General features: G+C 74.8%; 25 protein-coding genes. 11 read left to right on the top strand and 14 right to left on the bottom strand.

From position 1 onward, the window contains the following. Positions 1 to 75: 75 nt before the first annotated feature. Positions 76 to 714 carry a DUF6642 family protein gene (locus V6V16_RS01475; protein ID WP_334558741.1) on the bottom strand — a complete coding sequence of 213 codons (639 nt, stop codon included), beginning with the start codon at positions 712 to 714 and terminating at the stop codon, positions 76 to 78. Positions 715 to 1018: 304 nt separating this feature from the next. On the opposite strand from V6V16_RS01475, the gene V6V16_RS01470 reads away from it, so the two are divergent. Further along, positions 1019 to 1807, top strand: a complete 789-nt coding sequence (locus V6V16_RS01470; RefSeq protein WP_334558739.1) for a D-Ala-D-Ala carboxypeptidase family metallohydrolase — start codon at positions 1019 to 1021, stop codon at positions 1805 to 1807. Positions 1808 to 1905: 98 nt separating this feature from the next. Here V6V16_RS01470 and V6V16_RS01465 read toward each other — a convergent pair whose 3' ends face one another. The 3 genes from V6V16_RS01465 to V6V16_RS01455 form a co-directional block, all read right to left on the bottom strand. Continuing rightward, positions 1906 to 2265 carry a hypothetical protein gene (locus V6V16_RS01465; RefSeq protein ID WP_334558737.1) on the bottom strand — a complete coding sequence of 120 codons (360 nt, stop codon included), beginning with the start codon at positions 2263 to 2265 and terminating at the stop codon, positions 1906 to 1908. Between the two features lie 98 nt (positions 2266 to 2363). Beyond that, the gene (locus V6V16_RS01460; protein WP_442934012.1) at positions 2364 to 3089 is read right to left on the bottom strand and encodes a response regulator; all 726 of its coding nucleotides are present in this window, start codon (positions 3087 to 3089) and stop codon (positions 2364 to 2366) included. Next, positions 3068 to 4321 (bottom strand): sensor histidine kinase, encoded by a 1254-nt coding sequence (locus V6V16_RS01455; protein WP_334558731.1) that lies wholly within the window; start codon positions 4319 to 4321, stop codon positions 3068 to 3070. The genes V6V16_RS01460 and V6V16_RS01455 overlap by 22 nt, the downstream gene beginning before the upstream one ends. Before the next feature lie 132 nt (positions 4322 to 4453). On the opposite strand from V6V16_RS01455, the gene V6V16_RS01450 reads away from it, so the two are divergent. The 5 genes from V6V16_RS01450 (at position 4454) to V6V16_RS01430 (ending at position 9099) form a co-directional block, all read left to right on the top strand. Then, the gene (locus V6V16_RS01450; RefSeq protein WP_334558729.1) at positions 4454 to 5350 is read left to right on the top strand and encodes an ABC transporter ATP-binding protein; all 897 of its coding nucleotides are present in this window, start codon (positions 4454 to 4456) and stop codon (positions 5348 to 5350) included. Continuing rightward, positions 5347 to 6138, top strand: a complete 792-nt coding sequence (locus tag V6V16_RS01445) for an ABC transporter permease (RefSeq protein WP_334558727.1) — start codon at positions 5347 to 5349, stop codon at positions 6136 to 6138. The genes V6V16_RS01450 and V6V16_RS01445 overlap by 4 nt, the downstream gene beginning before the upstream one ends. A gap of 2 nt (positions 6139 to 6140) precedes the next feature. Continuing rightward, positions 6141 to 6884 carry a YqeB family protein gene (locus tag V6V16_RS01440; protein ID WP_334558724.1) on the top strand — a complete coding sequence of 248 codons (744 nt, stop codon included), beginning with the start codon at positions 6141 to 6143 and terminating at the stop codon, positions 6882 to 6884. 39 nt (positions 6885 to 6923) lie between these two features. Continuing rightward, complete coding sequence (locus V6V16_RS01435; protein WP_334558721.1) at positions 6924 to 7463, top strand: SOUL family heme-binding protein; 540 nt, start codon at positions 6924 to 6926, stop codon at positions 7461 to 7463. 217 nt (positions 7464 to 7680) lie between these two features. Continuing rightward, positions 7681 to 9099, top strand: a complete 1419-nt coding sequence (locus tag V6V16_RS01430) for an amino acid permease (protein ID WP_334558718.1) — start codon at positions 7681 to 7683, stop codon at positions 9097 to 9099. 47 nt (positions 9100 to 9146) lie between these two features. Here the strand turns inward: V6V16_RS01430 and V6V16_RS01425 are convergent, their stop codons facing one another. Further along, positions 9147 to 10613 carry a serine hydrolase domain-containing protein gene (locus V6V16_RS01425; RefSeq protein ID WP_334558715.1) on the bottom strand — a complete coding sequence of 489 codons (1467 nt, stop codon included), beginning with the start codon at positions 10611 to 10613 and terminating at the stop codon, positions 9147 to 9149. 613 nt (positions 10614 to 11226) lie between these two features. Between V6V16_RS01425 and V6V16_RS01420 the strand changes: the two genes are divergently transcribed. The 3 genes from V6V16_RS01420 to V6V16_RS01410 are packed head-to-tail and all read left to right on the top strand — an operon-like array spanning position 11227 to position 13678. Continuing rightward, positions 11227 to 11781: an NADPH-dependent FMN reductase gene (locus V6V16_RS01420; RefSeq protein ID WP_334558713.1), complete on the top strand. Its 555-nt coding sequence runs from the start codon at positions 11227 to 11229 to the stop codon at positions 11779 to 11781. Between the two features lie 26 nt (positions 11782 to 11807). Next, a complete protein-coding gene (locus V6V16_RS01415; RefSeq protein ID WP_334558711.1) occupies positions 11808 to 12821 on the top strand; it encodes an ATP-binding cassette domain-containing protein in 1014 nt (337 codons plus the stop codon). Next, positions 12818 to 13678 carry an ABC transporter permease gene (locus V6V16_RS01410; protein ID WP_334558709.1) on the top strand — a complete coding sequence of 287 codons (861 nt, stop codon included), beginning with the start codon at positions 12818 to 12820 and terminating at the stop codon, positions 13676 to 13678. The genes V6V16_RS01415 and V6V16_RS01410 overlap by 4 nt, the downstream gene beginning before the upstream one ends. 121 nt (positions 13679 to 13799) lie before the next feature. On the opposite strand, the gene V6V16_RS01405 is transcribed toward V6V16_RS01410, so the two are convergent. From V6V16_RS01405 to V6V16_RS01390, 4 genes are all read right to left on the bottom strand, one after another. Then, on the bottom strand, positions 13800 to 17156 hold the full coding sequence (locus V6V16_RS01405; protein WP_334558707.1) for an ATP-binding protein: 3357 nt from the start codon (positions 17154 to 17156) through the stop codon (positions 13800 to 13802). A gap of 150 nt (positions 17157 to 17306) precedes the next feature. Then, entirely contained in the window at positions 17307 to 17708 is a 402-nt protein-coding gene (locus V6V16_RS01400) for a hypothetical protein (protein WP_334558705.1), read from the bottom strand. After that, positions 17705 to 17965, bottom strand: coding sequence for a hypothetical protein (locus V6V16_RS01395; protein ID WP_334558703.1), 261 nt, complete (start codon positions 17963 to 17965; stop codon positions 17705 to 17707). Before V6V16_RS01395 ends, V6V16_RS01400 begins: the two co-directional genes overlap by 4 nt. A 16-nt stretch (positions 17966 to 17981) precedes the next feature. Then, positions 17982 to 18680, bottom strand: coding sequence for a hypothetical protein (locus V6V16_RS01390; RefSeq protein ID WP_334558701.1), 699 nt, complete (start codon positions 18678 to 18680; stop codon positions 17982 to 17984). 204 nt (positions 18681 to 18884) lie between these two features. On the opposite strand from V6V16_RS01390, the gene V6V16_RS01385 reads away from it, so the two are divergent. After that, positions 18885 to 19796: a cellulose binding domain-containing protein gene (locus V6V16_RS01385; RefSeq protein WP_334558698.1), complete on the top strand. Its 912-nt coding sequence runs from the start codon at positions 18885 to 18887 to the stop codon at positions 19794 to 19796. Between the two features lie 108 nt (positions 19797 to 19904). On the opposite strand, the gene V6V16_RS01380 is transcribed toward V6V16_RS01385, so the two are convergent. The 5 genes from V6V16_RS01380 to V6V16_RS01360 all read right to left on the bottom strand — a co-directional run bounded on the left by V6V16_RS01380 (position 19905) and on the right by V6V16_RS01360 (position 23774). After that, positions 19905 to 20810 carry a hypothetical protein gene (locus V6V16_RS01380; protein ID WP_334558696.1) on the bottom strand — a complete coding sequence of 302 codons (906 nt, stop codon included), beginning with the start codon at positions 20808 to 20810 and terminating at the stop codon, positions 19905 to 19907. Between the two features lie 186 nt (positions 20811 to 20996). Next, a complete protein-coding gene (locus V6V16_RS01375) occupies positions 20997 to 21641 on the bottom strand; it encodes a hypothetical protein (protein ID WP_334558693.1) in 645 nt (214 codons plus the stop codon). A gap of 116 nt (positions 21642 to 21757) precedes the next feature. Next, complete coding sequence (locus tag V6V16_RS01370) at positions 21758 to 23104, bottom strand: AAA family ATPase (RefSeq protein WP_334558692.1); 1347 nt, start codon at positions 23102 to 23104, stop codon at positions 21758 to 21760. Between the two features lie 113 nt (positions 23105 to 23217). Then, positions 23218 to 23514 (bottom strand): hypothetical protein, encoded by a 297-nt coding sequence (locus V6V16_RS01365; protein WP_334558690.1) that lies wholly within the window; start codon positions 23512 to 23514, stop codon positions 23218 to 23220. Beyond that, the gene (locus V6V16_RS01360; protein ID WP_334558688.1) at positions 23511 to 23774 is read right to left on the bottom strand and encodes a hypothetical protein; all 264 of its coding nucleotides are present in this window, start codon (positions 23772 to 23774) and stop codon (positions 23511 to 23513) included. The genes V6V16_RS01365 and V6V16_RS01360 overlap by 4 nt, the downstream gene beginning before the upstream one ends. A gap of 440 nt (positions 23775 to 24214) precedes the next feature. On the opposite strand from V6V16_RS01360, the gene V6V16_RS01355 reads away from it, so the two are divergent. Further along, entirely contained in the window at positions 24215 to 24928 is a 714-nt protein-coding gene (locus V6V16_RS01355) for a poly-gamma-glutamate hydrolase family protein (protein WP_334558686.1), read from the top strand. Positions 24929 to 25074: the final 146 nt, after the last annotated feature.

The raw sequence follows: 25074 nt of genomic DNA, 5'->3' as shown, positions 1-25074 counted from the left end.
TTCGTTCCTACCAGGGCCACGGAGCCGCGGCGACCGCACCGGGCCCGCGGCGGGGGATCCCCCGCCGCGGCGACGTCACCGGGGTCGCGCGGCGGCGCGGCCGGCGGCCTGCGCGGGCACCCGGGGGCGGGCGGAGGGCCGCCAGGCACGGCCGTTGGCGTAGATCACCCGGAAGCCGAGGTACGAGGCGAGCGGCGCCCAGTGCGCGGAGCCCATCCGCAGTTCGGCGGCGTTGTGGCGCTGGCCGTTGGCCAGCACGTCGAGCAGGACGGTTTCGAAGGCCGCCGACTCGACCCAGTCCACCTCGCGGGTGAAACCGCAGATCAGCGCCGCCCCGGTGGCGTCTAGGAAGCCGCGCAGCACCGCGTCGGAGGCGCGCAGCACCGAGCAGCTGCCGAAGTAGAGCCGGCGGCCGTCGCAGCGACCCGCCATCAGCTCCGCGAACTCGGCGAGCGGCACGGATTCCCAGTCGGTGAGGCAGAGCCGGCTCGGCTCGCCGTGCATGGCGAAGAAGCCGACCCGGTGGTCGGCGTACTGCTTGAGCAGCCAGCGGTCGACGAAGTAGAAGAGCTCGTCGCGGGTGGCCGCGTCCTTGTGGATGAAGCGGATCTTCCCGAGCCGTTCGAGCAGTTCCAGGGTGGGCAGGACGGAGCCGCGCTCGTTGAGGTCCCGGTGCCACTGACCCTCGACGCAGAAGACGCCACCGCGTGCCACCGCCGCCTCCTCCCCGTCCCGCCGGCGCTGACGTTACCGGGTGGGACGCGCGCCGGAACATCACCCTCGGTACGGCCGACTGCGACCATCCGTGCCTCCCGCGCCGCCTGTCGCCGCCTGCCGGGAATGGGCGTTTCGCAATTCGACCCAATTCCCAGGCAGGACTCAGGAACGGCCGAAAGCGAGGACAATTCTCGTTAATTGCCGCCAACCGCCCGCCGCCCTGCCATGGTGGGAAAGGCGGGACGTCCCGGTCGATGTCCCCGAGGCCACCCCATTCGCACTTCCTGTCGGGAGGACTTCTGTGCGCGTAAACACCTTGAAACGGGCAGCTGTCGTATTTGCCCTGGCGCTGCCGGGCGCCGCTGTCGCCACGGTGGTCGCCGCGCCGGCGGCCCACGCGGACGGCTGCTACACGTGGAAACGCAATCTCCACCAGGGGCGCTCCGGCGACGACGTCCGCCAGTTGCAGCTGCGGGTGGCCGGCTGGGCCGGCAACCGCGACATCGTGGAGAACGACGGCCGCTACGGGCCGAAGACCGCCGCCGCGGTCAGGCGGTTCCAGTCCGCGTACGGGCTGCGCGCCGACGGCGTCGCCGGGCCCCAGACGTACGGCAAGCTCTACGACCTCCAGGACAACGACTGCACGCCGCGGCACTTCAGCTTCGCCGAGATGGACGACGGCTGCGGCCGTGGGGGTTGGAGCGGCGGTCCGCTCTCCCCCGCGCAGACCCGGCAGAACGCGCTGCGCACGATGTGGAAGCTGGAGGCGATGCGGCGCAGCCTCGGCGACAAGCCGCTCCGCGTGAGCAGCGGCTTCCGCAGCCGCGCCTGCAACAGCCAGGTGGGCGGGGCCTCGGACAGCCAGCACCTCTACGGCAACGCCGCCGACCTGACCTCCCGCACCAGCTCCCTGTGCCAGCTGGCGCGCGACGCCCGCAACCGGGGCTTCAGCGGGATCTACGGGCCGGGCTACCCGGACCACGACGACCACGTGCACGTCGACTCGCGGCGGGAGAACAACCGCGACGGCACCGCGAACACCACCAGCTGGTCGGCACCGGACTGCGGGATCGGCGCCGGCAACGACTGAGCCGCCCCGGACGGCGGCGCCGGCCCGGCACGCGGGGGACGAACCCCCACGCGCCGGGCCGGCGTCGTGTCCCGGTCGTGCCGTCGGGCGTACCGCGCTCAGCTCGCCCGGGGCCAGCGCGGCGCGGCGGCGGGGGGCGGGTGGCCCGTCCGCGCGGGGCCGGTCACCGGGAACGGGAACGGCACGTGCACGAAGGGGTTGCCGTGCCGCACCAGGGCGTCGACCTGCCGCCCGTTGAGCCCGTGCCGCTCCAGCACCCGCCGGCCCCACCGGTGCAGGCGGCACGGGTACGTCGCGCCGTCGTCGCGGCACAGCGGGCCGGCCGGCCACTCCTCGGCGGCGTGCACCACGACCGCCCGCACCGCGAGCCGGACGTCCTCGGGCGTCGGCGGCGCCGGCACCGGCAGCTCGCCCAGGATCTGGTCGATGGGATCCGTCGACTGTTCACCGACTCGCACGGCTGGCCTCCCGCGGCTCCGGCAGCGGTGCGGCTGACCCGCCGCACCGCATCCTCGGCAACTGGTACGGGCCCCGGCCGGGAAAGGTTCGATCCCGGTCAGACGAGGCCCGCGTCGTGGACCAGCAGGGCGACCTGGACGCGGTTGTTCAGGCCGAGCTTCACCAGCAGCCGCGACACGTACGCCTTGACGGTCGCCACGCTCATGAACAGCTCGGCGGCGATCTCCGCGTTCGTCCGGCCCTGGCCCAGCGCGACCGCGACCTCGCGCTCCCGCTCGCTGAGCCCGGCGAGCTGCCGCAGCGCCCGCTCCCGGCGCGGGTCGGGGCCTCCGGGCGCGCCCGGCCCGGTCACGTGGTCGATCAGCCGGCGGGTGACCGCCGGGGAGAGCGTCGCCTCCCCCGCCGCCACCCGGCGCACCGCCCGCACGATCTCCGCCGGCGGGGTGTCCTTGAGCAGGAAGCCGCCGGCCCCCGCCCGCAGCGCCCGGAGCACCTGCTCGTCGGCGTCGAAGGTGGTCAGCACCAGCACCTCCGGCGGGTCGGGCGACGCGCGCAGCGCCTCGGTGGCGGCGAGGCCGTCGAGCCGGGGCATCCGGATGTCCATCAGCACCACGTCGGGCGCGCAGGCGGCCACCGCGGCGGGCACCTCGCCACCGTCGGCGGCCTCGCCGACCACGAGCAGGTCCGGCACCCCGCCGAGGATCATCGACAGGCCGGCCCGGACCAGCGCGTCGTCGTCGACGATCAGCACCCGCACCGGCCGGCCGGACGTGGGCCGCGGGCCGGCCGCCGCCGACCCGGTCACGCCGGCCACGGCAGCCAGGCCGCCAGCCGGAAGTCGCCCGAGTCGTCGCGCCCGTACTCCAGCCGGCCGCCGGCCAGGCTGACCCGCTCCGCGATGCCGACCAGGCCGGTGCCGGCGCCGGGGATCTCCGGGCCGGCGACGCCGCCGACCGGCCACCGGTTGCGGATCTCCACGGTCAGCCCGTCGCCGGGGGCGCCGGCCACGTCGACGGTGACCGCCGCGCCGGCGGCGTGCTTGCGGGCGTTGGTCAGCCCTTCCTGCACGATCCGGTAGACGCTGCGCCCCACCGCCGCGGGCACCCGCTCCACCGAGGTGACCACCTCGCGGACGCCGATCCGCGCCCCGGCCGACCGGGACTCCTCGACGAGCGCGGGCAGGTCGCCCAGGGTCGGCTGCGGGCGCTCGGGATCCTCCTCGGCGGTGGTCTCCGCGCGGAGCACCCCGATCACCTCGCGCAGGTCCTGCAACGCGGCGTGGGCGCTGCCCCGGATCACCCCGGCCGCCCGCGCCACCTCCTCCGGCGGCGCGTCCGGCCGGAACTCCAGCGCGCCGGCGTGCAGGCTGAGCAGCGAGATCCGGTGCGCCAGCACGTCATGCATCTCGCGGGCGATCCGGGTGCGCTCCAGGTGCCGGGCCTGCGCCACCCGCAACTGCTGCTCCGCCTCGGCCCGCTCGGCCCGCTCGCGCAGCGACACGACGAGCTGCCGGCGCGCCCGGACGAACATCCCCCACGCCAGCACGGAGAGGCTGATCACGACCCCCCAGGCGACCGTCACCCAGTACGGCATGTGGGGATCGGGACGCAGGTAGTTGAAGGCGAAGTTGGTGATCAGGCCGGCGGCGGTCACCGCCAGCGCGACGGCCGTGCGGCGGTGCACCACGACGGTGAAGTAGAGGATCAGCAGCGGAACCGCCGACGCCATCGAGAACAGGGTGAGCGGCGTGGTCGCGACGGCGAGCCCCAACGGCCACCGGCGTCGCACCCAGAGCAGCGCGCAGCAGGCCAGCCCGAGCAGCGCGTCGGCCGGGACCATCCAGCGCTGCGACAGCGGGGTGGAGAACTGCGGGTCGGAGCCGACCGCGTCGGCGGTGGCGAGCAGCACCCAGCCGAGGGAGAGCAGGAAGCAGATGCTGTCCACCACCCAGTCGCGGGTGGTGCGGCGCGGCCCCCGCCCCGCCCGCGCCGCCGCGTCGACGCTCAGCGCCCCCGGCAGCAGCCAGGGGTGCTCCGGGACGGCGGCGCGGGTCACGTGGCCATGCTAGGCAGGCGGCCGGCGCGCCGACCAGCTACCAAAGTCGAGGCCGGGCGTCGACTTCGGTAGCCGGCGTGCGAGACCGTCGGCCGCAGCGGGCGACCGGTTGGCTCCGGCAGCGTGAGCGGCATGATCAGCGTGGAACACCTCACCAAACGGTACGGGCGGCACACCGCCGTCGACGACGTGTCGTTCCGCTGCGAACCGGGCACCGTCACCGGCTTCCTGGGGCCCAACGGCGCCGGCAAGTCCACCACCATGCGGATGATCTGCGGGCTCACCCCGCCCAGCGGCGGTGGCGCCACCGTCGGCGGCCGGCCGTACCGGGAACTGCCCAATCCCGGGCGGGAGGTGGGCGTGCTGCTGGACGCCTCGGCCCAGCACGCCGGGCGCACCGGCCGAGAGGCGCTGGCCGTGGCCGCCGCGACGATGGGCGTGGACCGCCGGGAGGTGGCCGCCAGGCTGGACCTGGTCGGGCTGAACGAGGTCGCGGCGAAGCGCCGCGTCCGGGCGTACTCGCTGGGGATGCGGCAGCGCCTCGGCCTGGCGCACGCGCTGCTGGGCGACCCCCGGGTGCTGATCCTCGACGAGCCGGCCAACGGCCTCGACCCGGAGGGGATCTTCTGGATGCGCGGCCTGCTGCGGGACTTCGCCGACCGGGGCGGCACCGTGCTGCTCTCCTCCCACCTGCTGCGCGAGGTGGAGGCGGTCGCGGACCGGCTGGTGGTCATCGGGGGTGGCCGGATCGTGGCCCAGGGGGAGAAGCACGAGTTGCTGGCCGGCGGCGGGACGCTGGTCCGGGCCCGGGACACCGCGGCGCTGCGCGGCGCGCTGGACCGGGCCCGACTGGCGGTCACCGACGGCACCGACGGGCTGCTGGTCCACGCCGAAGCCGAGGCGGTCGGTCAGGTCGCCGCCGACGCCGGCATCGCCCTCACCGAACTGCGGGCGGCCGGCAGCGGCGGCCTGGAACAGCTCTTCCTCACCCTGACCGCCGGCGCGTCGACCCAGGAGGCCGTCCGATGAGCACCACCACCGCGACCCCACCCACCGCCGCCGCCCAGCGCCGCGCCGACGTACGCCGGCCTTCGCTGCCCCGGCTCACCGGGGTCGAGCTGCGCAAGCTCGTCGACACCCGGGCCGGGCTCTGGCTGCTGATCACCATCGGGCTGCTCGCCGCCGCCCTCGTGGTGGTGCAGTTGATCTGGGCGCCCGACGCCGAGCAGACCTTCCCCAACTTCTTCCTCCCCTCGATGCTCCCGATCGGCCTGCTGCTGCCGGTGCTGGGCATCCTCTCGATCACCAGCGAGTGGTCGCAGCGCAGCGCGCTGACCACGTTCGCCCTGGTGCCCCGCCGGGGGCGGGTGGTCGCCGCGAAGCTGGCCGCGATGGTGCTGGCGGCCCTGGCGTCGGTGCTGGTGAGCCTCGGCGTGGCCGCCGTCGGCAACCTGGTCGCCGGGGTCACCGGCGGCGCCGCCGGCTGGCGTCTCGAAGGATCGCTGCTGCTGCACGCCGTCGTGCTCCAGGTGGCCAACGTGCTGATGGGCGCCGGCTTCGGCCTGCTGCTGGTCAACACGCCGCTGGCCATCGTCGGCTACCTGCTGCTGCCCACGCTCTGGTCGATCCTCGGCGAGATGATCCGGCCGCTGCGCGGCCCGGCGGGCTGGCTGGACACCGGGCGGACCATGGAACCGCTGCTCACTGCGGACGTGACCGCCGGGCAGTGGGGGCGGTTCGCCGTGTCGCTGCTGGCCTGGCTGGTCGTGCCGCTGGTCGCGGGGCTGGTCCGCACGCTGCGGCGCGAGGTTTCCTGAGCGTGGACGGCTACGGCACTCCCACCGTCGTCGACGGCGGCGCGGCCGAGCTGGCGGTGCTCTGGGGCGGCCTCCCGGCGCTCGGCGCGGGCGCCGGGTGGCTGCTCGCCAAGGGCGCGGGGTGGCTCGCCGGGCAGCCCTGGGTTCCGGCGCAGGACCTCTTCGAGCTGGTCGCCCGGCTGCCCGACCCGCAGGCCGGCCTCGGCGGGGTGGCGATCGGCACTTTGGGCGGCCTGGTGGTCGCCGCCGTCGGCACCGCCGAGCGGCTCAGCGTCAGCGTCGGCACCGAGCGGGTCCGGCTGCGCCGCGACCGCGCGGAACGGCACGTCGAGCGGCGCTCGGTGCACGCCGTCTTCGTCGACGGCAAGCACCTGGTGCTGCTCGGGGCGGACGACGAGGAGGTGGCCCGGGAACGGTCGGACCTCTCCGCCGACCGGCTGCGAGCCGCCTTCCGCGCGCACGGCTGGCCCTGGGCGGAGGGCGACCCGCACCGGGACGCGTACCGGCGGTGGGTGCCGGACCTGCCCGGGCTGCCGACCGGCGCGGACGCGCTGCTGCGGGCCCGGCAGCGGGCACTCGACGCCGACCGGGGCGGCGAGGCCCGGGAGCTGCGCGGCGAGCTGGCCCGCAGCGGGGTGGTGATCCGCGACGACGGCAAGCGGCAGTACTGGCGGCTGACGCGCACCGCACCGCGTCCCCGCCCCCGGGACGCGACTTCCCCCGAACCGGGGGTCGACGGACGGTAGCGTTGCCGGAGACGGGGCCCTGGGCACGGGGAGCGCGCGATGGCCGAGCAGCAGCCGTACCGGGTGGTGTCGAGGCACCCCGGCTTCGAGCTGCGCCGCTACCCGGCGCACCTGGTAGCCGAGGTGCGGGCGGAGGGCGGGTTCGAGCAGGCCGCCCGGGACGCGTTCCGCTCCCTGGCCGGGTACGTCGCGGGCGCCGGCCGCCGTCGGGGGCCCGACCGTGTGGCGCGCGGGGCGGGCCCGGGGGCGGTCGCACCCTTCGTGCAGGAGGAGGGCGACCGGCCGGGCCGCTGGCTGGCGTGGCTCGTGCTGCCGGCGGGCCTCACCCCCGACGCGCTGCCCGAGCCGGCGGACCCGCGGATCCACACCCGGGAGGTTCCGGAGCAGCTGGCCGCCGCCGCGCGGTTCGCGGGCCGCTGGACGGCGCGGGCGTTCGACCGGCGCGCGACCACGCTGGGCCGGGCGGTCACCGCGGCCGGGCTGCGCCCCACCGGCGCGGTCCGCTACGCCCGCTTCGATCCGCCCTGGAAGCCGTGGTTCCTGCGCCACAACGAGGTCGTCCTGCCCGTCGCCGAGTGAGCCCGGGCACCGCGTCCCCGCGCCGGTCTCCTCGTTGGAGATTTATCAGCGTCGTTCGCGGGTACCGCACGGGCATCGCGTTGGACGGCACGGCCGTCGCGCCGGTACGGGTGTCGCGTCCGGGACGGACGTCGCGGGCGGGTGCGTCCGTACGGGCGGCACGCCGCGTCCGGTGCGGGTCGGACGGTTCGGGGCAGGGCCGGGAAGGGGGATGACGATGACCTCCACGGGAAGCGCGGCGGGCGGCGGCACGGGGATCTTCCGCCGCAAGCCGGTCGAGGAGATCGCCGACGAGACCGGGGACGGACTGGCCCGCTCCCTCGGCCTGTGGCAGCTCACCGCCATCGGGGTGGGTGGCATCATCGGCGCGGGCATCTTCGCCCTGGCCGGCGCCGTGGCGAGCGAGACGGCCGGCCCGGCCGTCCTGGTCTCGTTCCTGATCGCCGGGCTGGCCAGCGCGGCGGCGGCTTTGTCGTACGCCGAGTTCGCCGGCATGATCCCGAAGGCCGGCTCGGCCTACACCTACGGGTACGCGGTGCTCGGCGAGGCGGTGGGCTGGTTCATCGGCTGGGACCTGCTGCTGGAGTACACCGCCATCGTCGCCGTGGTGGCGATCGGCATCTCCGGCTACTTCTCCTTCCTCGTGGGCGAGCTGGGGGCGGACCTGCCGGCCTGGATGCTCGGCGCCCCCGGCACCGGCGAGGGGCGCGTGGTCGACCTCTTCGCGGTGGTGCTCTGCCTCTTCATCGCGTTCCTGCTGAACCTCGGCATCAAGTCCGCCGCCCGCTTCGAGACGATCGTCGTCGGGTTGAAGGTCGCCGTGGTGCTGCTGGTCGTCGTGGTCGGCTTCTTCCACATCAGCACCGCGAACTACTCGCCGTTCTTCCCCTTCGGACTGAGCGGGGCGTTCACCGGCGCGGCCACGGTCTTCTTCGCCGTGTTCGGCTACGACGCGATGAGCACCGCCGCCGAGGAGTCGAAGGACGCCCGCCGCCACATGCCCAAGGCGATCATCTACTCGCTGGCGATCTCGATGGTCCTCTACGTGCTGGCCACCCTGGTGCTGACCGGCATGCAGAACTACCGGGACATCGACCCGGAGAGCGGCTTCTCCTCCGCCTTCGCCTCCGTCGGGCTCTCCGGCCTGGCCAGCGTGATCGCGGTCGGCGCGATCATCGGCATCCTGACCGTGATGTTCACCTTCATGCTCGGCGTCACCCGGGTGTGGTTCTCGATGAGCCGGGACGGGCTGCTGCCGGGCTGGTTCGCCAAGCTGCACCCCGTCCGGCGGGTGCCCAGCCGGGTCACCTGGATCGTCGGCGTCGGCTCGGCCCTGATCGCGGGCTTCCTGCCGATCCGGGAGGCGGCCGAGCTGACCAACATCGGCATCCTGCTGGCCTTCGTGGTGGTCTGCGTCGCGGTGATCGTGCTGCGCTACCGCCGTCCGGACGCCCCGCGTACCTTCCGGTTGCCGGGCATGCCCGTGGTGCCGGCGCTGGGCGCGGTCTTCTCCCTCTGGCTGATCACCTTCCTGGCGCCCGCGACGTGGCTGCGCTTCGCCGCCTGGTTCCTGCTCGGCGCGCTGGTCTACGCCCTCTACGGCTACCGCCGCTCGGCGCTCGCCCGCCGGGACTGAGGGCGCGCGGCGCGACCGGTGGCCGACGTGGACCATGCCGGCCGCCGTCAGCTGACGATTACGGCGACGGCGAGGGCCGTGAAGAGCAGCGAGAACGCCGCCGGGGTCAGCCGCCGCCACGGCGCGCCGGTCAGCCAGGGCAGCCCCCGCCAGCGGTACGCGGCCAGCGCGACCCCGGCCGCCGTGAGGCCGACGCCGACGGGCCAGAGCCAGCCGGGGATCACCGCCCAGTTCCCCAGCCGGTGGGCCAGGCCGAGGGAGGCCGCCGCCCACGCGACCTCGGGCACCAGGCTGAGCCGGTCGGTGGCCCGACGGGCCGTGGCGAGCAGGCTCAGCCCGCCGAGGAAGGTGAAGACCAGGGCGAGCCCGCCGCCGATCCAGAGCGGCAGCGGCGGGGAGTCGCCGCCGGCGTCCTGCGCCGGCACGCCGAGCAGCCGCAGCGCGATCGGCGCGACGCGCTCGTCGGTGTTGCCGAGCACCACCACGCCGCGCCCGGTGGCCCGTTCGAAGCCCACGTAGGCGGTGAAGCCGCTGGTGGCGCCGTTGTGCCAGATGATCTCCCGGTCGCCGTGCCGGGTGGTGAACCAGCCGTAGCCGATCCGGGTGCGGTCGTCCTCGGTGAAGCGGGGGGTGGCCGCGTCGGCCCCGGGGGCGGTGCCGGCGAGCGTCGCGGCGACGAGCCGGGCCAGGTCCTCGGCGGTCGACCAGGGGCCGACGCCGGCCGCCGCGTAGCCGCCGCCGACCCAGGCGTCGACGGTACGGCCACCGGCCGTCGATCCCACCGCGTGCCCGGCGGGCGGGGCGGTGGCGTCGGTCGCCACCACGGTCGCCGCCATGCCGAGCGGTCGCAGCAGCTCGCGGTCGAGCAGTTCCGGGTACGACGTGCCGGCCCGGGCGGCGAGCGCCTGCCCGAGCAGGGCCATGCCGAGGTTGGAGTAGCGGACCTTGCCGCGCCCTTCGCCGGGTCCCTCCCGCCCGGCGGTGTCGACCAGCCAGTCGACGTCCTGGCCGGCGTACGGGTTGCCGCCGGTGATGCCGGTCCACCAGGTGCCGACCCGGTCCCCGACCGAGGTACCGGCGAGGCGGGGCAGGCCGGAGCGGTGGCTGGCCAGCTCGGCCAGGGTGACCTCGCGGGCCGGGCCGGTCAGCTCGGGCAGCGCGTCGCCGACCTGGTCGTCGGGGCGTACCGCGCCGGCCGCCGCCTGCCGGGCCAGGAGCATCCCGGTCATCACCTTGGTGACCGAGCCGATCTCGAACGCGGTGCCCGGTTCCACCGGTCGGCCGTCCGGGTCGCGGTCGCCCAGGCCGGCGGTGCGGACCCGGCCGCCCTCGACGAGGGCGACGGCGAGGCCGCGGTGGCCCCCGGGGTCGGAGACCGCCGCGCGGACGGCGGCCGCCAGCGCGGCGTCGCCTGTGCTCCGGTCGGTCAGCCGCGGCGCCCTCGGCATGATCCCGATGGCCGCGACCGCGGCGACGAGGCCGGCGACCAGGACGAGCACGATCGGCTTGCGCATGGTGTTCCTTCCCTCGGGGCTTCCGGTACCGGGCGTGCCGGCCGAAAAGGGTCAGCGGCGGGCGACCGCCGGGACGGTGCCGCGCCCAGCCGTCGGACCGGCGCGGCGAACTGGGCCTCCAGCGCAGCCGTCCGGTCCTCGGTCCGCGTCACACGTCGATGGTGCGAACGTTCGTGGTCGCCCGCAACCGGGGCGGTCCTCGGCGCTCCCGGCTCGTCCGCGGCGGGCCCGCGGACGCCACCTACCGCGGAGTGTCGAGACGGCCCCCAGGCCCACGGAGCGACTTCGAACGAGCTCGATCGAACCCGGACAACCAGCCGGGCCAGATCCTCGGGTGCCGCTGCTGCAATTGATCCTCGCGGATGGCCGCCGGGGAGGGGATGGTGGCGGCGACCCGCTACCGGCGGTCCGCGCGCCACCTCGCGGGGCTGGCGGTGCTCCTGGCCGGGCCGGCCCGGGTCGACCGCCGCCGCCGGCGGAGCCGGGAGGGGCCTCGGGCCCCGTGGAGGCACGCGCGGCGGCGCCTCGCGGGGCCGCCAGATCGGATCTCGCGGACCGCCGGGGGCGGTCTCGCGCCTGACGGGTGGGACCGGAGCGGCCGGGAGGAGGAACCATGGACGCACTGCGGCTCGCCGTGATCATCGGCAGCACGCGGGAGGGGCGGGTGGGCGACCGGGTCGCCCGCTGGTTCGTCGACCGGGCGGAGCGGCACGACGGGTTGGCGGTCACGGTGGTCGACCTCGCCGCGTACGACTTCCCGGCCGGCTATCCGGCGGAGCCGACCGCGGCGATGCGCTCCTTCGCCGCCCAGGTGGGCCGGGCGGAGGCGTTCGTCGTGGTCACGCCGGAGTACAACCACAGCTTCCCCGCGTCGTTGAAACAGGCGATCGACTACGCGTACGACGAGTGGCAGGCGAAGCCGGTCGGTTTCGTGTCGTACGGCTGTGGTTCGGTCGGCCTGCACGCGGTCGACCAGCTCCGCACGGTTTTCACCGCCCTGCACGCCGTCACGATGCGCGACGTCGTCGGCGTGGACCTGCTCTGCGGCGATCCGACGCCGCTGGCCACCGACCAACTGCGCCGGGCCGCCCGCGTCCTGCTCGACCAGCTCTGCTGGTGGGGCCTGGCACTGCGCGACGGCCGCGCCGCACGGCCGTACGTCTCCTGATAGTTCGAGAAGAAGGGGTAGGGAACATGAATAGACGCAGCACCGGCCCGGCCATCGAGGCCGAGGGCCTGACCCGCTCGTTCGGGGAAACCCGGGCGCTGGACGGCCTGGACCTCTCGGTGCCCGCGGGCACCGTCTACGGGGTGCTCGGCCCCAACGGCGCCGGCAAGACCACGGCGGTACGGGTGCTGGCGACGCTGCTGCGCCCGGACGGCGGGCGGGCGCGGGTGTTCGGTCACGACGTGGTGGACGAGGCCGACGCCGTGCGGGCCCGGGTCAGCCTGACCGGCCAGTACGCCTCGGTGGACGAGGACCTGACCGGGCTGGAGAACCTCGTCCTGCTCGGCCGGCTGCTCGGTCACCGGAAGCCGGCCGCCCGGGAGCGGGCCGAGAGCCTGCTCGCCGCGTTCGGGCTGACCGACGCGGCCGAGCGGCAGGTCAAGAAGTACTCGGGCGGCATGCGGCGGCGCATCGACATCGCGGCGAGCATCCTCAACACCCCCGACCTGCTCTTCCTCGACGAGCCGACGACGGGCCTGGACCCGCGCAGCCGCAACCAGGTGTGGGAGATCGTCCGGGCCGTGGTGGCGCACGGGACCACGGTGCTGCTGACCACCCAGTACCTCGACGAGGCCGACCAGCTGGCCGGCCGGATCGCGGTGGTCGACCACGGCCGGGTGATCGCGGAGGGCACCCCGGGCGAGCTGAAGGCATCCGTCGGGTCCGGCACCGTCCACCTGCGGCTGCGCGACGCGCACCAGCGGCCCGAGGCGGAGCGGCTGCTGCGCGCGGCGTTGGACGCGCCCGTGCAGCTCGAACCCGACCCGGTGGCGCTGACCGTCCGGGTCGGCGGCGAGGGGGGCGAGCTCGACGCCAGCGAGCAGGCCGCCCGGGTGCTCGGCGACCTGGCCCGCGCCGGCATCGTCGTCGACAACTTCTCCCTCGGCCAGCCCAGCCTCGACGAGGTCTTCCTGGCCCTGACCGACCACCCCGCCGTCGGCGCCGACGAGCGCGACGAGCAGCTGGAGGCAGCCCGATGAGCAGCAACGCCACCACCACCACGACCGGGCCGGCCCCGTCGGTCTTCGTACCCTCGGCGGAGGCGCTGTCGACCGTCCTCGCACCCGGTGCCCGGCCGCCCCGGCCGAGCGCGCTGGCGGCGTCGCTGACGTTCGGCTGGCGCGCGATGCTCAAGATCAAGCACGTGCCGGAGCAGCTGTTCGACGTGACGGCGTTCCCGATCATCATGGTGCTGATGTTCACGTACCTGTTCGGCGGCGCCCTCGCCGACAGCCCGCGCGACTACCTCCAGTTCTTCCTGCCCGGCATCATGGTGACCAGCGTCGTCATGATCACCATGTACACCGGGGTCGGCCTGAACACCGACATCGAGAAGGGCGTCTTCGACCGGTTCCGGACGCTGCCGGTCTGGCGCCCCGCCGCGTTGGTCGGCATGATCTTCGGCGACGTGCTGCGCTACGTGCTGGCCGCCGTGGTCATCCTCTGCGTCGGGCTGGTGCTGGGCTTCCGCCCCGACGGCGGGCTGCCCGGCGTGCTGGGCGGCATCGGCCTGCTGGTGGTCTTCTCGTTCGCCTTCTCCTGGGTCTGGACGTTCTTCGGCCTCGTCCTGCGCAGCGAGAAGTCCGTGATGGGCGTCAGCATGATGGTGCTCTTCCCGCTGACCTTCCTGAGCAACGTCTTCGTCGAGCCGGCCACCATGCCCGGCTGGCTCCAGGCGTTCGTCAAGGTCAACCCGATCAGCCAGCTGGTGGCGGCGGTGCGGGCCGTGATGTCGGGGGCTCCGGACGCGTCGAGCACGATGTGGACGCTGCTGTGGAGCGCCGCGTTCCTGGTCGTCTTCGGCACCCTGACCATGTACCGCTACAACCGCCGCTGATCCCCCCGACGACGGGCACCGCCACGGAGGTGGTGGTGCCCGTCGTCGTGCCACCGCCCGGCGCCGACCCGGTAGCTCGGCGCCGCGCCCTCGGTGGCGACGAGGGCACCCTGCCCGGGGGTTAGAGGCGCCAGGGCGGCGGCTCGGGCGGCAGGTAGCGGCAGGTGCCGCCGGTGGTGACGGTGTCGCGCAGGTGGGCGGCGAGCGCCGGATGCCGGTCGTCGAGCTTGCGCAGCACGTCCCGGATGCGGGCGGTCACCGTCTTGCGGGCCCGTTCCGCCTCGTCGCCGAGGCGGCGGCTGCGGCCGGCCAGCCCGGCGGCGGCACGCAGCTGCCCGAGCAGCGCCGCCCGCTCGGCGTCGAGCGCGGCCACCTTCGCCCCGTCGTCGCGCTCGGCGGCCCGGTCGATCTCCTCGTCGAGGCGTTCCAGGTGCCGCCGGTAGCGGGCCTTCGCCTCGTCGTCGAGGACCGGGTCGCCGCCCATCCGGCGGGCCGCCACGAGTTCCGGCCCGGCGGCCGGGTCGAGCAGCTCGACGGCGGGCACGTCGACGCCGGGCCGGCTCAGCAGCAGGTGCAGGTCGTGCAGGCCCTTGGCGCCGGGCAGGTGCACGACCGTGCCGGCGTACGCGAGCTGCCAGACCGGGCCGTCGCGGCGGAACTCGTACGCCTCGACCGGCGGTCGCCCGGCGGACGGCTGCGCCCCCCGCGGCGGCGCGCCGGGCGCGGCGACCCCGTGCCCCGCCGGGGCGACCGACTCGGGCCCGGCGGCCGCGTGCTGACGCCCCGCCGGGGCGACCGGGGTGGCGACGGCGGGCGGGCCGCCCACCTGCCGCATGCCGAGGGCGACGGCGTCCCGGAGGGCGGCGGCACGCAGCGCGGTGGCCGCCGCCGCGTCGCCGGGGCGGTCACGCCCGCTCAGCGCGTCCGCCAGCGCGGCGCGGGCCAGCACCGACCACGGCCGGGCCCCCATCCGGTCGGCGGAGTCGCGGGCCGCGGCGAAGCCGGCGACCGCGTCGTCCCAGCGCTGCTCCGCCGCGTCGACGGCGGCCAGCCAGTGATCGACGGGGCCGCTGACGTCGCAGCCGTACAGCGCGGACATCCACTGCCCGCGGTGCGGCCGCAGCGACTCCCGGGCCTCGGCGCAGCGCCGGGGATCGCGGGTCGCGGCGGCGACCTGGGCGCGCAGCCGCAGCCACAGCGGCGTCACCGCCCGGCCGTACGCCGGGCCGACGGCCTCGATCCCGGCGGTCAGGCGCAGCGCCGTCGCCCCGTCGCCCCGCTCCGCCGCGGCGATGGCCCGGACCAGCTGCGGGTAGGGGTGGCCGTCGGGTTCCAGCCCGTCGAGCAGGGCGTCGACCTCGTCGTGCCGGCCCTGGAGCAGCAGCCAGGACCAGCGCAGGTGGTGGGTCATGAAGGCGAAGTCGGACTGGCCCCACTCGCTGAGGTCGTCCAGCTCGGCGAAGAGCTCCCAGGCGCGCGGAAAGTCGCCCCGGAACGCGGCGATGATGCCGCCGTCGATGGTGGCGGCCATCCGGTGCCGGACGTCGCCCTCGCGGGCCTCGGCGACGAACGCGGTGAGCTCGTCGTGGTAGCGCGGATCGCCGAGTTCCAGCAGTGCAACCCAACGCAGCGAGGTCGCCCAGAGCCGCGTCTCCCGGTCGTCGATCCGGCGCGCCACGTCGCGGATCTCGGCGGTGATGGCGGCCCGGTCGGCGGCCGTGCCGAGCCCCCAGGTGGTGTCGTGCCGGGCCCACAGGCTGAAGGTGAGCGCCTCGTCGTCGTGGCCGCGCCGGGCGATCGACTCGGTGGCGGTGATCAGGTCGGTGACCAGTGCGCCTACCCCGGCGCTGGCCTCCGGCTCGCCGATCAGCCGCCGGTACGCCTCCCGCAGCAGGCCGTCCCGGTCGACCGTGCCCGTGGCGCCCGCCCCCTGGTGCCGATGGAGGGTGAGGGCGACGCGGGCCAGCACCACCGGGTCGGCGACCGTCAGGGCCAGCGCGGCGGCATCGGCGACGAGCCGCTGGGCCTCGCCGCTCTCGCCGCAGTGGTGCAGCAGCTGGCTCAGCTCGACCATGATCTTCACGCGCCGGGTCGGGTCCTCGGCGACCTCCAGCGCCCGGCGGAAGTGGACGATCGACTCGTCCATCGCCAGCCGGCCGCTCGCGTCCCGCGCCGCGGCCACCAGCAGCACGGCCGCCCGCGCCGGGTCGAACTCGTCGCCGGCGAGGTGAGCGTGGCGGGCCAGATCGGCCGGGATCAGCCGCTCGGCGAGCGTGGCCGACCCGTCGAGCGCCCGGGCCACGGCGGCGTGCCGGGACCGCCGGTCGCCGTCGGTGAGCCCGTCGTAGAGGGTCTCCCTGACCAGGTCGTGTGCGAAGGCGAAGCGACCGCCGCCGTGGGCCAGCACGAGCCGGGCGGTCACCGCACGGTCGAGGAGCCGGTCGACCTGCGCCGCCGGGACGCTCGCGCCGGCCGCGAGGACCTGGCGGTGGAACTCGCGCCCCAGCACGGCGGCCACGGTGAGCACCTCGACCACCGCCGCGGGCAGTTGGGCGAGCCGCCGCCGCACCGCCTCCCGTACGCCGGGGGCGATCGTGCCCACCCGGCCGTCGGTGCGCCACAACCGGGCGGTCTGCTCCACGAAGAACGGGTTGCCACCGGTGCGCCGGTGCACCTCGTCGACGAGGTCGGCGTCCGGTTCCCGACCGGCCGTGCGGCTCATCAGCGCGCCCACCTCGTCGCGGGACAGGCCGGTGAGGGTGATGCTGGTCGCCTTCGCCACCAGCGGCATCAGCAGCGGGCGCAGCGGGTGGTCGGCGGCCTCCACCTCGGCGTCGCGGTAGGTGCCGACCAGCAGCAGCCGCTCGAACCAGGTGTGCTGGGCGGCGAAGCGCAGCAGCCGCATCGAGGCGGGGTCGGCCCAGTGCAGGTCGTCGAGCACGACCACGACCGGTCGGCGCTGGGACACCGCGACCAGCGCGGTGGTCACCGCGTCGTGGAGCCCGAACTCCTCCTGGTCGCCGTGGTCGTCGCCGCTCGGGCGGTCGGTCGCCTCGCCGGTGGTGCCGTCGGCCGCCGCGGCGTCGCCCTCCCCCGGCCGGCCGGGCGTGCCGTCGTCCGCCGGCTCGCCGAGGGCGCCACCGGTGGCCTCGCCGAGCAGCGCCGCGAGGCCCGGCTCGGCGGTCTCGCGGGCCAGTGCCCAGTCGTCGGCCGAGCGACGCAGGCCGCGCAGCACCTGGACCCACGGCCAGTAGCCGGGCGCGCTGTCGGAATCCCAGCAGGCGGCGCCGAGCACCAGCGCACCCCGCCGACGGGCCTCGTCGGCCGCCGCCGTGACCAGCGTCGTCTTGCCGATCCCGGGTTCCCCGGCGACGAGGACCAGGCCGCCGTGGCTGGCGGTCGCCCTGTCGACCTCGGCGCGCAGCAGACCCGCGGGATGCTCCCGCCCGATGACGGCCTCGTCGTACCGCGGCTCCATGACGCCCAGACGGTAGCGGAACGGTGGGACATCGCGAGCCCTTTACCCGGCGGACGCCGCGCCACGGGCGGATTTCGCACCAGGCCTCCACGAGGTGCCGCGCGATCGTCCGGAGAGGGCACGACAGTCGGTCATCGGTCGGGCGAGGGCTCAGCGGGCGTCGGTGACCACGTAGGAGCAGGCGGCGCAGGCTGCGCGGCCCTGCTCGGCGTACCACCGGCAGGTCCGGCGGATCGCGCAGCGCGGCAGGTCGTCCTCCGCCGTGCCGGCGGTCTCCTGGAAGGACGCCGCGACCCGTTCGCCGAGGCCGCAGTGCTCGCCCGTCCAGAAGCCGCACTTCGCCGTGACACACGGGCCCGCCAGCCGGTAGCGAGCCTCGACCGGTGTCTGGGTGCCGGCCCCGGCGAGGGCGACCTCGGCCGGGAGCGGGGGCGTCACGTAGGCGACCCGCCCCGCCGGAGTGATCATGCCGAGGAACACCGTGGCGTTGGCCGCGGGGGTGCTCGGGCACATCCGCTCCGGCGGGTCCGGCCGGTGGACGGAATCCGTCACCGCTGCATCCAGAAGCCGATGTCGTTGATCTTCTGGCCGAGCTCCTGGGCGAACGGGCCGTCGATGACCCACATGCCGTACCACTCGGGCCGGAGCTTGAGGTTGGCGTGCCCGACGGCGAGCGGCGTGGTCAGTTTGCTGCCGGCGACGGAGAGGGCGTTGAGACCCGCCTTCTGGATCTCGCTCGCGATCAGGCTCTGCTGTTCGGTGGTCAGGTCGACGCCGTCGACGACGAAACGGAATTCGCTGCGTGCCATGTGCTACCTCCGGTGGTCAGTACGATTCGGTCCGCAGCCCGCGCCGCAGACTCGCCCTGGTGAATGCCGCCCAGCCGGATCGGGAGGCGGGGTCGACCGCGTGCCCTGCCCGGCTGACGTGCTCCCGCCAGTGCGTCGGGTCGGCCGTGCTCAGCCCCCACAGCTCCCGGCAGGCGGTGACCGCGAACGCGACCTGCTCGCCCGAGGCGGTCCAGCCGGCGGGGCCGTCGGCCACCCGTACCGCGCCGCCGGCCTCGACGCGCACCGTCGGGAAGTGGTGGTGCAGGCTGGCGAGGGTGGCCAGGTGGGCGGCGTCGGGCCGCCCGGCGGCGAAGGCGTCCCGCGTCTCGTCGTCGCGGGAGACCCGGATCGCGTGCAGTGTGAAGGCGTCGCCGTCGGCGCCGACCCGGCCCTCGATCTCCACGGGCGCGCTCCAGACCCGCGGCGAGTTGGCCGACCAGAAGGCCAGCCAGGCGTCGAGACGTTCGTACAGGTCGGCCTGGAAGCGGGCCGGGCCGCCGGTGAGGCGGGCGCCGGCGATCCGGTCCCGGACGACGAGACGCCGGGCCTCCCGCGCCGGGGAGGCCTTCCCGGCGGCCGGTGCGGTGGGCGGCGCGGCGTGGGCGGTGGTCGCCCCGGCGACGGTGACCGCCGAGGCCGCGGCGGCACCGAGCAGGATCCGGCGCCGGGACAGTGAGGTGTGGGAATCGTTCATGGTCCGCCTTTCCTGGACGGCCTGTGCCACGACACGCTATCGACAGACGTAGATCAGGAGGGGTGCCCCGCTATCGGTGAACCGACATCGACGCCGGTGATCGACGGCGGCGGAATAGCGGCCGGTGTGCTGCCGGTCGCCGCCCGGGTCGGATGCCCGTCTGACGATTGATAAGCGTCCATCAATTCTCGTAGCATCCCCGTCATGCGTGCCCGTCGCGTCACCACCGCCGGCATCCTCACCGCGCTGCTGAGCCTGCTCGCCGTCGGCGCGGCGCGGGCCGACGACACCCCGGCCCTCACCACGCCCGGCAGCCCGGTCGTCGTGGCGAACGAGCCGCACCGCCTCACCCTGTCCTGGACGCCCTCGACGTGGGTGGGCGAGCCGGCCGGCGCGGAGCCGATCACCTACGAGGTGCGGGCGCGGCTCGGCCCGCACGTCTACCGCGCCCTGGGCAACACGACCGCCACCAGCCTGACGCTGACCGACCTCGCGCCGGGCAGCGAGTACCAGCTCGTGATCGGCGCCTACGCCCCCGGCGGCTACTCCGACCCCTCCCCCGTCACGCCGGTGCGCACCGCGTACGGGCGGGCGAAGGTCGGCTACCTCAACCTCGACTGGTCGCCGACGAACAACCAGATCCAGCACGCCCTCCAGGTCACCAACACCGGCACCGGGCCGCTCGACCTCGCCACCGTCCGGGTGCGCTACCACCTGACCTTCGAGGGCGGCAACACCTCGCTGGCGCTCAACTGCGACTGGGCGGCGCTCGGCTGCGACCGGGTCCGGCGCGCCATGACGTTCTTCCCGCCGCCGCTGCCACCGGCCTCGCCGCCCGGCAGCACCGCGCCGCCCACGCCGAGCCCGACGCCGACCCGGTACCCGCCGCCGGGCACCCCGATCCCCGGCTGGGTGGAGCTGACCTTCGCGGGCGGCGTCCTCGCCCCCGGCGGGTCGACGGGGCCGATCCAGCTGCGCCACCACCGGCACGACTGGACCGACATCGACGAGCGCGACGACCGCAGCTGGCGCGCCGCGACCGGCCAGTGGGCCGACAACAGCCGGATCACCCTGGACGTCGACGGCGTGCGCGAGTTCGGCGACACGTTCGCCTGACGCGGCGGCCGCGAGCGCGGGTGCGCCGTGACCGACGCGGGCAGGCGAGGAACCGGCCGGAGGCACCGACCCCGGCTCGGGGGCGGCACCACCGGCCGGCTCCGGTGACTACGCGGTCGCGCAGATCGCGTACGCGGTGTCGGTCCAGTTGCCGGTGAAGGTGTCCTCCTCGTACGCGCCGGAGGTGACGGCGGCCGGCGCGGTGGCCGCGCCACCGCTGGGCCGGAAGTCGTCGACCACGCCCTCACCCATGATGCCGTTGAGCTCGTAGCCCGCTCCGGTCAGCACCTTCCCGAACGGGCAGGCCGCGACGGCGCTGTGGAAGTCGTTCGAGTCACTGGGACTCACCGCGGAGATGCGGACCAGGCCGGCGAGGGGGTTGGCGCAGATCGCGTACGCCGTCGCGGACCAGTTGCCGGCGAAGGCGTCGGCCTCGTACGCGCCCACGAAGACCGAGGTCGGCGCGGTGGCCGCGCCACCGTTGGGCCGGAAGTCGTCGACCACGCCCTCACCCATGATGCCGTTGAGCTCGTGCCCCGTCCCGACCAGCACCTTGCCCACCGGGCAGGTCGCCGTGACGCTGCGGAAGTCGTTCGAGTTGCTGGCGGTGCTCGCCGAGACCCGCACCAGGCCCGCGACCGGGTTGGCGCAGATCGCGTACGCGGTGAGGGACCAGTTGCCCGCGAACGCCTCCGCCTCGTACGCCCCCACGGTCACCGCGGTCGGCGCGACGGCTGGGCCGCCGTTGGGGCGCAGGTCGTCGACCACCGCCTCGCCGGTCGCCCCGTTGAGCTCGTACCCCGTGCCGGTCAGCACCTTGCCCACCGGACAGGTGGCGGTGACGCTGCGGAAGTCGGTGGAGTTGCTGGCGCTCGTCACGGCGACGCGGACGAGGCCGGGGACGGCGGCCGACGCTGGGGCGGCCGGGACGACCACCACCACCGCCACGGCGAGGCCGACGGCGATCCTGAGCGCGCGGGGGCCGAGCCGGCGGGCTGTTGCCTGAGCTGACATCTGACTCTCCTGTCTGTCGCCCCGGCCGGCGAAGGCCCGCGTCACGACGGGCCGTACACGCGCAACCGAGGCACTCCGAATGACGCGCTCACGCTATGTAGTCAGCCGACCAGGCATTATCCCCAAGCCGACTACGTCCGGTAACCGACTCGCCACACGCTCCTTGTCAGGTGACGCGACGACGGTTCACGATCCGGCGCGCCTCCCGGGCAGCGGCAGGTCCTCGACGTGCCCCCACTCCAGCTCCCGATTCCCGATGAGCGCCGCCTCGCCCCAGGACACCCGGAGCAGGCCCGCGTCGGAGTTGCACGCGAAGCCGACCAGCAGCACGCTCGGCCGGGGAGCCAGCTTCTCGATGGCCTCCCGAAGGGCCGAGCGGTCCCGCTCCTCCTCGGGCGTCAGCGGCATCAGCGGCAACGGCACCTCCCGGTGGCTCGGCTCGGGACCGAAGAGGATCAGCAGGTCCCGGATCAACCGGCTGAGGTCGTTGCCCGGCCGGACGTCCCTCATGTCGACGTCGCCGCGCTTCGCGTACCGCCAGGGCAGCAGGAGATGGTCGCGGCAGATGGTGACGCGCACCTGGGCGCGGGGAGGATGGACGTCCGTCACGCCGGGGAGTTCCATCAGGTGCTCGTGCAGCACCTCGTACTGCTGTTTCCAGCGCACCGGCCCGAACGCGTGGTCGGTGTCGAGTGCCGACGCCTCGCGCGCGCCTCGCGCCAGCTCGACGGCGCGATGGAGGGCGGCTGGAATCTCCTGGCGCAGGGCCGCCGCCAGCGGGTGGCCGAACCTCTCGACCGACCACCGGGATGGACCGCCGGAAGCATCCACACCATCACCTCATGTGCTCGCCCACACACCCTGGGTAGCACCCTCTCACGGTGATCGATGGGTCCGAAAGCCCCTCAACTGCGCTTCCGACGGCGGGCGGACCCGCCAGAGGCGAGTCAGCCGGGATGCCGGATACCGTCGGCCGGCACGCCGGCACCGGCGAGCAGGGCGAGGATCGTCTGGTTCGCCTCCCAGCCGTCCGGGAACTTGACCGGCACGTCGAGATGCACGGTCTCGGTCGACGGGTGGGCGTCCAGCAGCTCGCCGATGCCGGCGCGCGCCACCACGACGCACGCGTGCCGGTGCCGCGACGTCAGCACGCAGAGCCGCCCCGACTCCAGGTGGAACGCGGTCGCGTCGCGTCGCCCCGACAGCGGGTGCAGCACGATCGTCACGTCGTACTCCCGGCCCTGGAGCCGGTTGGCGGTGTCGACGGTGATGCCGGCCCCCGCCGGCCCCAGGCGCGCGCGGATGGCCGCGGCCTGGTCGCGGTGGGCGGCGCCGACGGCGATCCCGTCGGCGGTGACCGGCGCGCCCGCCGGCGCGTGCTCGGAGACGGCGACCGCGCCGCGTTCGAGCACCCGCAGCGCCAGCGCCGCGCAGGCCGAGGCGGCCTCGGCATCGGTACGCAGGGTCTGCCGCGCCGGCAGCTCGTACAGCGCCCAGCCGGTGGCCGCCGCCAGGTCCACCACCCGGTCCAGCGCGTCCCCCCGCCCCGCGTCGGTGAGGCTCAGCGTCCGGTCGGCGGCGGACGTGCCGGCGCGGAACCCGGTGAACGGGTAGAAGGCCGCCGCCACCACCGGCGCCGCCGAGGCGGGCAGCCGCCAGGAGACCGGCAGCCGGTGCACCGGCAGCTGTGGGTTGTGCCGCAGCAGCACCGCCACCGCCGACTGCATCGGATCCCAGGTCAGGCCCGTCCAGCGCCCCGTCTCCACCGTCGAGAACGGGTCGAGCTGACCGGGGTCGCCGACGAACAGCGCCCGCTCGAACCGCCCGGCCACGCGCAGCAGGGCGTCCGAGCGCATCTGGTACGCCTCGTCGACGATCGCCCACGGCCAGGAGCCCTCGGCGACCGTGGCCCACTTGGCGGCCGTACCGATGATGACGGCCGGACCGCCGAGGTCGGCGACCTTCGCGGCGACCCTGACCGTCTCGTGGCCCCTGACCCGCTCGGACGGCCGGTAGTCGGCGGCGGAGAGCCGCCCGATGCGCAGCTCGGGCGCCCTGCGCGCCAGGCGGTCGATGAGGTCGTCGACCTGCTCGTTGGTCTGCGCGACGATGATCAGCGGCTCGCCGGCGGCGGCCAGCTCCACCGCGGCGCGCACCACCAGCGTCGACTTGCCGGCCCCCGGCGGCGAGTCGACCACCACGCCGCGGTGGTCGCCGGAGCGCAGGTCGGCCAGCACGGCCGCGATGACCCGCTCCGCCTCGACCGCGGGTGGCAACTCCAGCCCGACCGGCATCGACCTCACCTCCCGAAGGGCAGTGCCCGGGACATTACGCCCCGCACCTTGCCGGCGGGTGAGGTCCCCCGCGCCCAACGACTCCGTCCCCGGGGCCGTCCGGCGGCTGCCCGTCATAGTCGGCCCTGAGCGTCGGGCAGGTGGATACGGTCGGCGGGCACCCCGGCGGCGAGCAGCCGCAGCCGCGCGCCGGCGAGCATCGGTGGCGGGCCGCAGACGTACACGTCCTGGTCGGGGCGGTGGTGGTCGAGGGCGATGGTGGGGGCGTCGCCCCGCTCAACCGGTTCGGCGCAGGGATCGTGGCTGAAGGCGGGAACGATGGTCAGCCAGTGGTGGGCTTGCTGGAGCTTGTCGAGGGTGACCGGGTCGTAGAGGTCGGCGAAGGTGCGCGCGCCGACGACCAGGGTCACCCGCCGGCCGTCGGGCGCGGCGGCGACCTGCTCGACCGGGGCCGCAGCGGCGCCAGCCCGGTGCCCCCGGCCACGAGCAGCAGGTCCCGCCGCGTGGACGGGTCCAGGCCGAGGCCGGCGAAGGACGGCGGGCCGAGCCAGAGCAGCTCGCCGGGGCGTACGGTCAGGATGGCGATGGCGTCGCAGGGCCGGTCGTGGCCGATCACCTCGGCGGGCCACGAGGCCGGGCCATCCTCGGCGCGGGCGGCGGGGCGGCGCACTGCCTCGGCGGCGCGCTTCCAGGCCTCGGCGAGCTGCGTCGTCCACAGTGCGGCGGGCGTGCCGGGCGACGGCGGCGAGCAGCGCGTCGCCGATCGTGGCGACGTGTGGCAGCAGGCGGTGCCGGCGGTACGCGCGGCCGAGCACCGCCAGCAGCGACAACCCGCCCGGCCGGATCGTCGCCGCCGACCGTGAGGCGGCCGAGTGCGGCGAAGAGCAGCGGCGCGTCCACTTTCGACTCCGGTCGGGGCTTCCGGCATGCCGCGATGATCATGACGGTGATGCATGCTGTGCATGCACTTCGTCACTAACGTGCCTCGGTTTCGGCTGCGTGACGTAGAGGACCGTCCGGATACGCGCTGCGCATACCGGACCCTCACGGAGCGACTTCAGTGGATAGAGTCAACGAGGCGAGATCGACGCGGCCACAAGGAGAATCCCGTTGAACAGACATGTGCGATGGATGCTCAGTGCCCTCGCCGTTCCGCTCGTGTCGCTGATGGGATACGGCATCGCCGGGGTAGGCAACGCGCCGAAGCAGCAGGCAGCCGCCCCAGCAGGCAGCGTGAGCGAGTATCCGTCGATGACTGCGCTGCGCAAGGTCGAAGAGGCGGGCGTCGCCTACGAGCTCAGCTGGAAGATCACCAACTCACCGCTGATCGTCGTCGCCCCACACGGTGGCTCGATCGAATCACGCACCAGCGAGATTGCGAGCGCAGTCGCGGGCACCAACCACACCCAGTGCCAGTTCAAGGGCATGCTGCCGGCTGGCCAGAACTTCCCGCGACTACACGTCACAAGCGAAAACTGGGACGTCGAGGAGTGCCTGATCCTGATCGGCCAACGGACCCACGCACTGTCGGTTCACGGCACGTCCAGGGCGGGCAAGGTCGTCTACATCGGCGGACGGGACATAGCCACCGGCGCGGAGCTGGCAACAGCCCTACGCGCCGCTGGCTCCAGCGTCGTCCAGCCCGCGCCCGCAGACATCGCCGGCACGTCCGCCGCGAACTTCGTCAACAAGGACGCCGACGGTGCCGGAGTGCAGCTTGAGCTGACGTACGACCTGCGGATGGAGCTGTTCCCGACGAAGGATGGGCCGCCGTCGGCGAGTGGGCAAGCGTTCGTCGCAGCCGTGCAGGGCGTGTACGCCTGACCGGCGACACCTGCGGATCGTCCGCGTCGCTGACCCGTCAGGGGTGGGCGCTGCGCGCCCCCAGCCGTAGCCCGATGCGGCGTGTACCCCATGGCACGCGGGTTCCCCCGCTATCGAGCACATCTCCTGGCACCGCCGGGAGGTAT

The organism is Micromonospora sp. CPCC 205561 (assembly GCF_036906775.1).
Lineage (GTDB): Bacteria > Actinomycetota > Actinomycetes > Mycobacteriales > Micromonosporaceae > Micromonospora.
This window is presented reverse-complemented; position numbering and strand designations above follow the sequence as displayed.

What these genes read in the sequence shown, in the direction of transcription:
- V6V16_RS01450 (WP_334558729.1), top strand. Translation starts at nt 4,454, where the DNA reads ATGATCAGCGTGGAACACCTCACCAAACGGTACGGGCGGCACACCGCC.
- V6V16_RS01445 (WP_334558727.1), top strand. Translation starts at nt 5,347, where the DNA reads ATGAGCACCACCACCGCGACCCCACCCACCGCCGCCGCCCAGCGCCGC.
- V6V16_RS01435 (WP_334558721.1), top strand. Translation starts at nt 6,924, where the DNA reads ATGGCCGAGCAGCAGCCGTACCGGGTGGTGTCGAGGCACCCCGGCTTC.
- V6V16_RS01430 (WP_334558718.1), top strand. Translation starts at nt 7,681, where the DNA reads ATGACCTCCACGGGAAGCGCGGCGGGCGGCGGCACGGGGATCTTCCGC.
- V6V16_RS01425 (WP_334558715.1), bottom strand. Translation starts at nt 10,613, where the DNA reads ATGCGCAAGCCGATCGTGCTCGTCCTGGTCGCCGGCCTCGTCGCCGCG.
- V6V16_RS01420 (WP_334558713.1), top strand. Translation starts at nt 11,227, where the DNA reads ATGGACGCACTGCGGCTCGCCGTGATCATCGGCAGCACGCGGGAGGGG.
- V6V16_RS01415 (WP_334558711.1), top strand. Translation starts at nt 11,808, where the DNA reads ATGAATAGACGCAGCACCGGCCCGGCCATCGAGGCCGAGGGCCTGACC.
- V6V16_RS01410 (WP_334558709.1), top strand. Translation starts at nt 12,818, where the DNA reads ATGAGCAGCAACGCCACCACCACCACGACCGGGCCGGCCCCGTCGGTC.
- V6V16_RS01405 (WP_334558707.1), bottom strand. Translation starts at nt 17,156, where the DNA reads ATGGAGCCGCGGTACGACGAGGCCGTCATCGGGCGGGAGCATCCCGCG.
- V6V16_RS01395 (WP_334558703.1), bottom strand. Translation starts at nt 17,965, where the DNA reads ATGGCACGCAGCGAATTCCGTTTCGTCGTCGACGGCGTCGACCTGACC.
- V6V16_RS01390 (WP_334558701.1), bottom strand. Translation starts at nt 18,680, where the DNA reads ATGAACGATTCCCACACCTCACTGTCCCGGCGCCGGATCCTGCTCGGT.
- V6V16_RS01385 (WP_334558698.1), top strand. Translation starts at nt 18,885, where the DNA reads ATGCGTGCCCGTCGCGTCACCACCGCCGGCATCCTCACCGCGCTGCTG.
- V6V16_RS01380 (WP_334558696.1), bottom strand. Translation starts at nt 20,810, where the DNA reads ATGTCAGCTCAGGCAACAGCCCGCCGGCTCGGCCCCCGCGCGCTCAGG.
- V6V16_RS01370 (WP_334558692.1), bottom strand. Translation starts at nt 23,104, where the DNA reads ATGCCGGTCGGGCTGGAGTTGCCACCCGCGGTCGAGGCGGAGCGGGTC.